Origin of the sequence: Microcystis sp. M079S1 (genome assembly GCF_020246425.1) — a bacterium.
In the GTDB taxonomy this organism is placed as follows: Bacteria; Cyanobacteriota; Cyanobacteriia; order Cyanobacteriales; family Microcystaceae; genus Microcystis; species Microcystis aeruginosa.
Window position 1 is genome coordinate 45,191 of sequence record NZ_JADBSZ010000074.1, and the last position, 7,656, is coordinate 52,846.

At 40.9% G+C, this 7,656-nt stretch carries 8 protein-coding genes; 6 read left to right on the top strand and 2 right to left on the bottom strand.

From position 1 onward, the window contains the following. Positions 1-202: 202 nt before the first annotated feature. The 4 genes from IM456_RS04865 (at position 203) to IM456_RS04880 (ending at position 3,649) form a co-directional block, all read left to right on the top strand. The gene (locus tag IM456_RS04865) at positions 203-1,795 is read left to right on the top strand and encodes a hypothetical protein (protein ID WP_287693126.1); all 1,593 of its coding nucleotides are present in this window, start codon (positions 203-205) and stop codon (positions 1,793-1,795) included. A gap of 247 nt (positions 1,796-2,042) precedes the next feature. After that, positions 2,043-2,681 carry a DUF2834 domain-containing protein gene (locus IM456_RS04870; RefSeq protein WP_287692096.1) on the top strand — a complete coding sequence of 213 codons (639 nt, stop codon included), beginning with the start codon at positions 2,043-2,045 and terminating at the stop codon, positions 2,679-2,681. Positions 2,682-2,834: 153 nt separating this feature from the next. After that, positions 2,835-3,128 carry a hypothetical protein gene (locus tag IM456_RS04875; RefSeq protein WP_002797452.1) on the top strand — a complete coding sequence of 98 codons (294 nt, stop codon included), beginning with the start codon at positions 2,835-2,837 and terminating at the stop codon, positions 3,126-3,128. Positions 3,129-3,130: 2 nt separating this feature from the next. Then, positions 3,131-3,649 (top strand): low molecular weight protein-tyrosine-phosphatase, encoded by a 519-nt coding sequence (locus IM456_RS04880; protein WP_149985701.1) that lies wholly within the window; start codon positions 3,131-3,133, stop codon positions 3,647-3,649. Positions 3,650-3,663: 14 nt separating this feature from the next. On the opposite strand, the gene IM456_RS04885 is transcribed toward IM456_RS04880, so the two are convergent. Continuing rightward, entirely contained in the window at positions 3,664-4,320 is a 657-nt protein-coding gene (locus IM456_RS04885) for a response regulator transcription factor (RefSeq protein ID WP_002797454.1), read from the bottom strand. Positions 4,321-4,704: 384 nt separating this feature from the next. Between IM456_RS04885 and IM456_RS04890 the strand changes: the two genes are divergently transcribed. Together IM456_RS04890 and IM456_RS04895 are read left to right on the top strand one after the other, a co-directional pair. Beyond that, on the top strand, positions 4,705-5,820 hold the full coding sequence (locus IM456_RS04890; RefSeq protein WP_002761333.1) for a branched-chain amino acid ABC transporter permease: 1,116 nt from the start codon (positions 4,705-4,707) through the stop codon (positions 5,818-5,820). A 146-nt stretch (positions 5,821-5,966) separates the two neighbouring features. Continuing rightward, complete coding sequence (locus IM456_RS04895; protein WP_287692092.1) at positions 5,967-6,719, top strand: ABC transporter ATP-binding protein; 753 nt, start codon at positions 5,967-5,969, stop codon at positions 6,717-6,719. Here IM456_RS04895 and hisH read toward each other — a convergent pair. Then, a complete protein-coding gene (gene hisH / locus IM456_RS04900; protein WP_149985699.1) occupies positions 6,708-7,346 on the bottom strand; it encodes an imidazole glycerol phosphate synthase subunit HisH in 639 nt (212 codons plus the stop codon). The genes IM456_RS04895 and hisH overlap by 12 nt on opposite strands. Positions 7,347-7,656: the final 310 nt, after the last annotated feature.

The following is a 7,656-nucleotide window of genomic DNA, read 5'->3' on the forward strand; positions in this document are numbered from 1 at the left end:
ATAAACATCATAACCCATTTCTAGCAACAATTAGAAAGAACAAATTTTCACCTCAGATAAGGTGTGTTACCTTTGATTAATGCAGCCTACAAAATCTACAAGCTGGAGAGCCGACTATAGACCCAAACGTTTATTTTCTAGTTTTCTCATCTCTGTTTAGGCGTTTTCGGTTTACCATGGTCAAAGTGTGCTTTCTAGGCTAATGACTTTGACTAAAAACCCCGTGATCAGAAACCGTCGTTTTTCCCCGCGCAATCTCTTTGAGACTTGCATGGCCTTATTGGTGTTATGCAATTATATTCTGGTTATTTTCGATTTAACCTATATTCCCCTGCGAGATTTTTGGTTACAGGGACGCTTGCAAATAACTTTATTAAGATTTAATGAACCAATAAAACTCGGGCCGATTTCCTTTCAAGAATTACAAATACCTCCCGATAAACCCCTAGAAATTCCCTTTGTTAAAGGAATCGCTAAGTATGATGTGGTGAAAGGAATTAAACCCTATCGCAGTACCAGTGAATATTTAGAGACGGTTAATAAACTTAATCAAATAATTAATCAAAAGCTCTTTAACCCAGAGTTTAATCTGCAAGAATATCGCCAAGAAATCGAGAAAATTTTAGACAATTTGCGCCAAAAAAGTGTCAATATGATTGATAATAATCCCTTTGCCTTGGCGGAGAAAACTGGGACTTTAGAGAAGATTAAAAATAAAACGCGCTTGCGGGTTTTTCAAACAGAAAATGTTTCCGCAAAAACAGCCTTTCAGAAGTTTTGGACTTGGGATTATCTCAGTCAAAATGGCTGGGAAAAAGAGTTGAAGTTTTTTAATCAAGAAATTCAACCTTTAATAGAAACTAATTATTTTCGTCCCCTGGGAGAAGATGGGAGACCGATAGATAACTTTGAGGCGATCGATTTTTTATTTGGTACCATCTTTTTCTGGGAATTTATGCTGAGAACTTGGTGGATTGCTCGCACTCATAAAGGCCTGCGTTGGCGCGAGGCTATGTTATGGCGTTGGTATGATATTTTTCTGTTTATTCCTATCTGGAGATGGCTGCGATTTATTCCTACCGTTATTCGCCTAGATCAAGTTAAAATTATTAACTTAAGGTTGATTAAAGAACAGGCAGTTAAAGGCTTAGTTGCGCTAATTTCTAAAGATATTACTGAGATAATTGTCCTGAGAATCATTAATAAAATTCAGGAATATATTCGACAGGGACAAGTGGAGAAACTTCTTCATCGATCCCTCAATGGAGGATATAATAATCTCAATGATACTAATGAAGTTATTGAAATTTTTCGGTTAGTAGTTAATAGTACCGTTGACAAGGTTTTACCGCAAGTTAAACCGGAAGCAGAAGCTTTAATTAAATACAATATCGAGAAAATTCTCAGTCAAACTCCCGCTTATCAAAGCTTATTGCGATTACCCGGCATGAAAGGGTTAAAAACTGACTTGAGCAATCGTCTATCTAGTCAATTGTATCAATCCTTTGTTAATATAGCTGAAAATATTACCCAGGAAGACGAAGTTTTTGAGCGTTTAGTTCAGCAATTAGTCCAGCGTTTCGGGCAATCTCTCGCCGAGGAATTACAATCCCGTCACAGTTTAGAAAGAATCGAGATGTTATTAATTATCTTCCTAGAAGAAGTGAAATTAAACTATGTACAAGAATTCTCGGATGAAGACTTAGAAACTATCCTCGAACAAACTCGCTTACTCCACTCTAAAAGTGCAGAAATTACCCCAGTAGAAACCATGAATCCTCGTCGTCTTCCCTAAAAATTAAGTAGCTGGTTATAATTAAATTAAAAATGGATTTTAGGTTCGATCCCCCCTGCCCCCCTTGATAAGGGGGGTGCCGATAGGCGGGGGGATCTCCCCTTAATAAGGGGGGCATCTGATAATTTTTAACGCCTACCTACTTAGCGATCATTGATTAGCTAATATTGCTTGACATTTTGATCACTTTTGTACTAAAATATCCGATGAAAAATCCATTACTCAATTAATCTAATTATCTACTCTCATGTTAACAAAAATTATTCTCGGCTTACTTTGGTTAGGCTTCGGATTATACGCTTTTTTACTAGCACCCCCCGATCCACCAGATACAGTGAATTTAATTATCGATCTTTCCACTGGGAAATGGCAATATATCAACCCGTTAATTATCGCTCTTTTTAACCTGATGGGAGTTTGGCCACTTATCTACACTAGCCTTTTAATTATCGATGGTCGTGACCAAAAAATCATCGCTTGGCCCTTTGCTTTTGCCTCCTTTGCCGTGGGTGCTTTCGCTATTTTACCCTATCTAACTCTCCGTCAACCCAACAGCAATTTTACCGGTAAAAAAAATCTGGTCATTAAACTTTTAGACTCACCTTGGTTGGGAGTAATTGCCCTAATTACTGCGGCAATTTTAATCGCTTACGGATTAATTAACGGCAATTGGTCTGATTTTTGGCATCAGTGGCAAACTAGCCGTTTTATTCATGTTATGAGTTTAGATTTCTGTTTTTTAACCCTATTATGTCCAATTTTGCTGCAAGATGATCTAACCCGACGGGGATTAAAAAATCCTTTCCTGTTGCCGGTAATTTCCCTATTGCCTCTAATCGGTCCGGCAATTTATTTAATTATTCGTCCTCGCTTAGGGGAGAATTAAGGGTAAATTGCCTTGGGGAAACTCGGCCTAGTTATCAGTTGTTTTTTAACTATTTCTTGACAAGAGAAGTTCATATTTAACAGAAATTATGCTGAGGTTCCCCTAAAATACGAGTCAAGAGATTAATGTCCAGATTAGAAGGAGTGTTTACCCTTGTTAGAGAGTCAAAAACCCCCTCGGATTTACTGCTTTCAAGCTGATTATATTGCCTCCCAACAATTTAACCCCCAAGAGATTCCCGCTTGGTTATCTTTAGAAGTAAACTGGCAGGGTTATAGAATTCATACCCTACCCTGGGTAGCAGACGTAGCTAGGGTATTAGGATTATTAGCGATCGAAGATACCCCCCAAGGGTGGCAAGATCATTTAGAAAGCTTGGGATTAGCCAAAATTAGGTTAATGGACAGCGAGGAGTTTTTTGAGGATAAATCTTTATCGGGATGTTAAAAATGCCCTATAATTGGCAATTTAGTAATGATTCTACCGGTCAATTTATGCCCTATAAACTACTCTTCGTCTGTTTAGGAAATATCTGTCGTTCTCCCGCTGCCGAGAATATCATGAATTATCTGATTGAACAAGAAGGATTAAGCAATAAAATCCTCTGTGATTCTGCGGGGACTGCCGGTTATCATATCGGTTCTCCTCCCGATTCTCGCATGAATACGGCGGCCAAAAAACGCGGTATTCCTCTGCAAGGGACAGCTAGACAATTTACCTGCGAGGATTTCGAGAATTTTGCTCTAATCTTAGCCATGGATAAAGCCAATTATCAAGATATTTTATCCCTAGATCGGACAGGAAAATATCAAGAAAAGGTCAAGTTAATGTGTGACTATGCCCGTTATCACCCAGAAAAAGAAGTTCCCGATCCCTACTACGGTGGTCGGGAAGGTTTTGACCGCGTAATCGAGCTACTTTTAGACTCCTGTGGCAGTCTTTTGGAGGAAGTAAAAAACAAAATTTAAGTTTTTTCTTTCAGCTAATCGATTAATCTATGTTCGAGGGAAAAACGAACCAATTCGGCGCGATTGTTAGTAGTTGTTTTCCTGAGTAAACTGCTAACATATTTCTCGATCGTGCGAGAACTAAGATGCAGTTTTTGCCCAATTTCACTATTAGAAAGTCCCCGGGCTAAATGTTCTAACACTTCCCGCTCGCGATTAGTTAACTTAAAATCGTCCTGTAAAGAAGAAGTTAAAACATCCCTAGTTTTGGGGCTTTCTTCTGGTTTTAATTTCTGATATTGACGTTCACTTTGCACCATTTGCGCTCGCTCTAAAAGATTGCGAATAACCGCTTTTAATTCCTCCATCTCAAAAGGTTTAGGAAGATAGATATCACAACCCACTTGATAACCGCGAATTCTTTCCTCTGTTGACCCTCTTTCGGTTAAAAAAATTACTGGTAATAACCTAAATTCTGGCTGTTGCCGCACCTTAGTCACCAAAGAATAGCCGTCTAAACGCGGCATTTTGATATCCGATACCAAAAGATGGGGATGATAGGTATCCAATAAATTCAAAGCTTCCAAACCATTACTCGCCGCCACCACACTATAACCTGCTAATTCTAAATAGTCTTTGACCGCTAGGCGGATACCGGGGTCATCATCGGCAATTAGAATCAAAAGAGGCATAGAAATTAACAGGACAAGGTTTTTTCAGTATTGATAGCCTAGCACCCTCCGCTCGTCACAATTGTCCATCAAGCTACAGAGGCCGTTGTAACTGATATTATACTAGCAGTTAGCAATCAGCTTTTTCAGTGATCAGTAATCAGTAATCAGTAATCAGTGATTAGATGTGAGTTTTCAGCTTTTTCTCCCCACTTCCCACTTCCCACTCCCCCAACCCCTTGTTTACTTTTTACTTTGAAGATCATTTTTTAGTTATAGCGTTTCTCATAAGTATGAAGTATAACTGGATTGGGCGTCGTCTCATGATTCCTGACTCCTGACTTCTGGCTCCTGACTCCCGAAACCGAAAACTTCGTACCTCACTATTAAGATAATTGCCATAACATGACAGATTATTTAGTTTCCCTGACAATTTGGGCGGGTATTTACGCGATTTTTGCCCTCGGTTTAAATCTACAATGGGGATTTACTGGCTTAATTAACTTTGGTCACGTTGCTTTTGCCACTTTAGGGGCTTATGCAACGGTTTTATTAACTTTACAGGGTGTACCGATGATTTTTGCCGCCATTGTCGGGGCGATCCTAGGGGCATTGTTGGGATTGGCGATCGGTTTTTCCACCCTGAGATTAAGAGCCGATTATCTAGCAATTGTCACCATCGGGGTATCTGAGTTAATTCGTTTACTGGTGCTTAACGAGGATTGGTTAACGAAAGGCAGTTTCGGACTACAACGTTATCCCCTACCTTTGGATATAAATCCCAGTTTTCCCGTCAAATTATTAATTATTGCCCTGTTTACCCTGCTTGCTATCTTTGCTCTCTGGCAATTGGGGCGCAATCTGCAACGACAATGGCGCGAAGCCGGGCAAATTAGCGGTAAAAGCTATCAACCGACGCAAAAGAGAGCTTTAATCTTTTGGGGGTCGTTAGGGGCGATAATCCTGCTTTTTCTGTATATAAACGGTGTAATTGCCTTGAATGACTATAATTACAAAGCGGGGCTGATGGTGGTAGTTTTAGTCCTCCTCGCTCTCGTTTATACTGGTTTAGAATTACTTTTGCGATCGCCTTGGGGACGCATCCTCAAAGCTATCCGGGAAGATGAAGAAATTCCCCGGGCTTTAGGAAAAAATGTCTTTTGGTATAAGTTACAATCTTTGATGTTAGGCGGTGCAATCGCTGGTTTAGCTGGGGCTTTTTTAGCATGGCAATTAACCACTATTTACCCGACTAATTTTGAACCGTTATTGACATTTAACGCTTGGATTATTATCATTCTCGGTGGCTCTGGTAGCAATGCCGGCACCTTACTAGGAGCAGTAATTTTCTGGGCTTACGATTCCCTGACTCGCTTTATTCTGCCCCAATTAGATATTTTTAATGATAGCCAATTAGGGGCTTTACGGATTATGATTATCGGTCTGCTGCTCATGGTTTTAATGATCTGGCGACCCCAGGGTATCCTCGGCAAAAAAGAGGAGTTAACTTTGGGAAAATAATTTAAGTTATCAGTTATCAGTTATCAGTTATCAGTTATCAGTTATCAGTTATCAGTTATCAGTTATCAGTTATCAGTTCATCGATTACTCTTCACTGAAAACACTTCCCACTTCATAATTCATAATTCATAATTCATAATTTATATATGTTACTTTCTGCCAAAGGATTATCGAAAAGTTTTGGGGGCATTCGCGCCGTCAATAATGCTTATTTGGATGTGCCGCAGGGCAGCATCACCGGGTTAATCGGGCCCAATGGGGCCGGCAAAACCACACTTTTTAACCTTTTATCTAATTTTATTCGCCCAGATAAAGGGGAAGTTTTTCTTGATGGTCAGCCCATTCATCAGCTGCCTCCCTATCAAATTGCCCTGAAAGGATGTGTGAGAACTTTTCAAGTAGCAAGGGTATTATCCCGATTAACGGTGTTAGAAAATATGCTCTTAGCTAGTCCGGGGCAAACGGGAGAAAATTTTCTCAAAGTCTGGTTTCAGGGGGCAAAAATTCGCCAACAGGAACAGGAAAATCGTGCCAAAGCTTTGGACATATTAGATTCGATTGGTCTAGGGGAGAAAGCGCAGGATTATGCGGGGGCTTTATCGGGAGGACAGCGCAAATTATTAGAGATTGGCCGAGCGCTAATGACCGAGCCAAAATTAATTTTATTAGATGAACCAGCCGCCGGAGTTAATCCCACTTTAATCGCTCAAATCAGCGACCATATTATCGAATGGAATCGTCAGGGAATTACCTTTTTAATTATCGAGCATAATATGGATGTGATTATGTCCCTTTGTCACCACGTTTGGGTATTAGCAGAAGGGACAAATTTAGCCGATGGCATTCCCAGCGAAATCCAAAAAAACGATCGGGTTTTAAAGGCTTATTTAGGAGACTAAAGCTAATTTTTGCACCTGTTCAACAAAGTTAGCCAGAATTTTTAAGCCATTGGTCGAGGATTTTTCCGGGTGAAACTGCACCGCTACCAAACGATCACGAGCGATCGCTGCTGTCACCGTTTGACTGCCGTGGGTGACGGTGGCGGCAGTTAGATGACTATCAAGGGGATCGACATAATAGGAATGGACAAAATAGACGTGAGGATGCGGGGGTAATCCCTGCCAAAGAGCATGATCAGGCTGGGTGAAGTTTAATTGATTCCAACCCATGTGGGGAATGGTAATGCCCGGTTCCGAGCGAAAACGGCGCACTGTCCCCGGAATAACCCCTAAACCAGCCTCTTGACCCTCCTCTGATGAGTCAAAGAGAATTTGTAAACCGAGACAGATACCGAGAAAGGGTTTACCATTAGCGATCGCAACTTTGATCGGTTTTTCTAGATGACGGCTGCGAATTTGCCGGACAGCAGGATCAAAAGAACCGACTCCGGGTAAGACAATAGCGTCAGCTTTTTCGAGATCGAGGGGAGAATCGGTAATTTTCGGCACTGCACCCACGGTTTCCAGTCCTTTACAGGCAGAGTGGAGATTTCCCATATCGTAATCGATGACAGCGATTAAGGTCATTGCTATATACTGATCAAGCGATGACCTTATTTTAGAGCAATCACGCCGCTAAATTAGGTCTTGACTCAAAAGTTGTTAAAAGCTGGTGATGGGATTTGAACCCGCAACTGGCTGCTCACAAATCAGCCCTGCATAATTGATAAAACCCTTTTCCCACAACAAACACAGGCTAGGGACTTGCGCTTTGATAATGTACCTTTTGGGCGAACGCAGTTCGCCCCTACATTGTGGACAAAATCCGTTACTGTAGGGGCGCAAAGCTTGCGCCCTCCGATCGATTGGGATATTATTCCCACGCAAGTCCCCTATC

Excerpts from the sequence above, each read along its gene's own strand:
- IM456_RS04880 (WP_149985701.1), top strand. The coding sequence starts at position 3,131 with ATGCCCTATAATTGGCAATTTAGTAATGATTCTACCGGTCAATTTATG.
- IM456_RS04865 (WP_287693126.1), top strand. The coding sequence starts at position 203 with ATGACTTTGACTAAAAACCCCGTGATCAGAAACCGTCGTTTTTCCCCG.
- IM456_RS04890 (WP_002761333.1), top strand. The coding sequence starts at position 4,705 with ATGACAGATTATTTAGTTTCCCTGACAATTTGGGCGGGTATTTACGCG.
- IM456_RS04885 (WP_002797454.1), bottom strand. The coding sequence starts at position 4,320 with ATGCCTCTTTTGATTCTAATTGCCGATGATGACCCCGGTATCCGCCTA.
- IM456_RS04895 (WP_287692092.1), top strand. The coding sequence starts at position 5,967 with ATGTTACTTTCTGCCAAAGGATTATCGAAAAGTTTTGGGGGCATTCGC.
- hisH (WP_149985699.1), bottom strand. The coding sequence starts at position 7,346 with ATGACCTTAATCGCTGTCATCGATTACGATATGGGAAATCTCCACTCT.
- IM456_RS04870 (WP_287692096.1), top strand. The coding sequence starts at position 2,043 with ATGTTAACAAAAATTATTCTCGGCTTACTTTGGTTAGGCTTCGGATTA.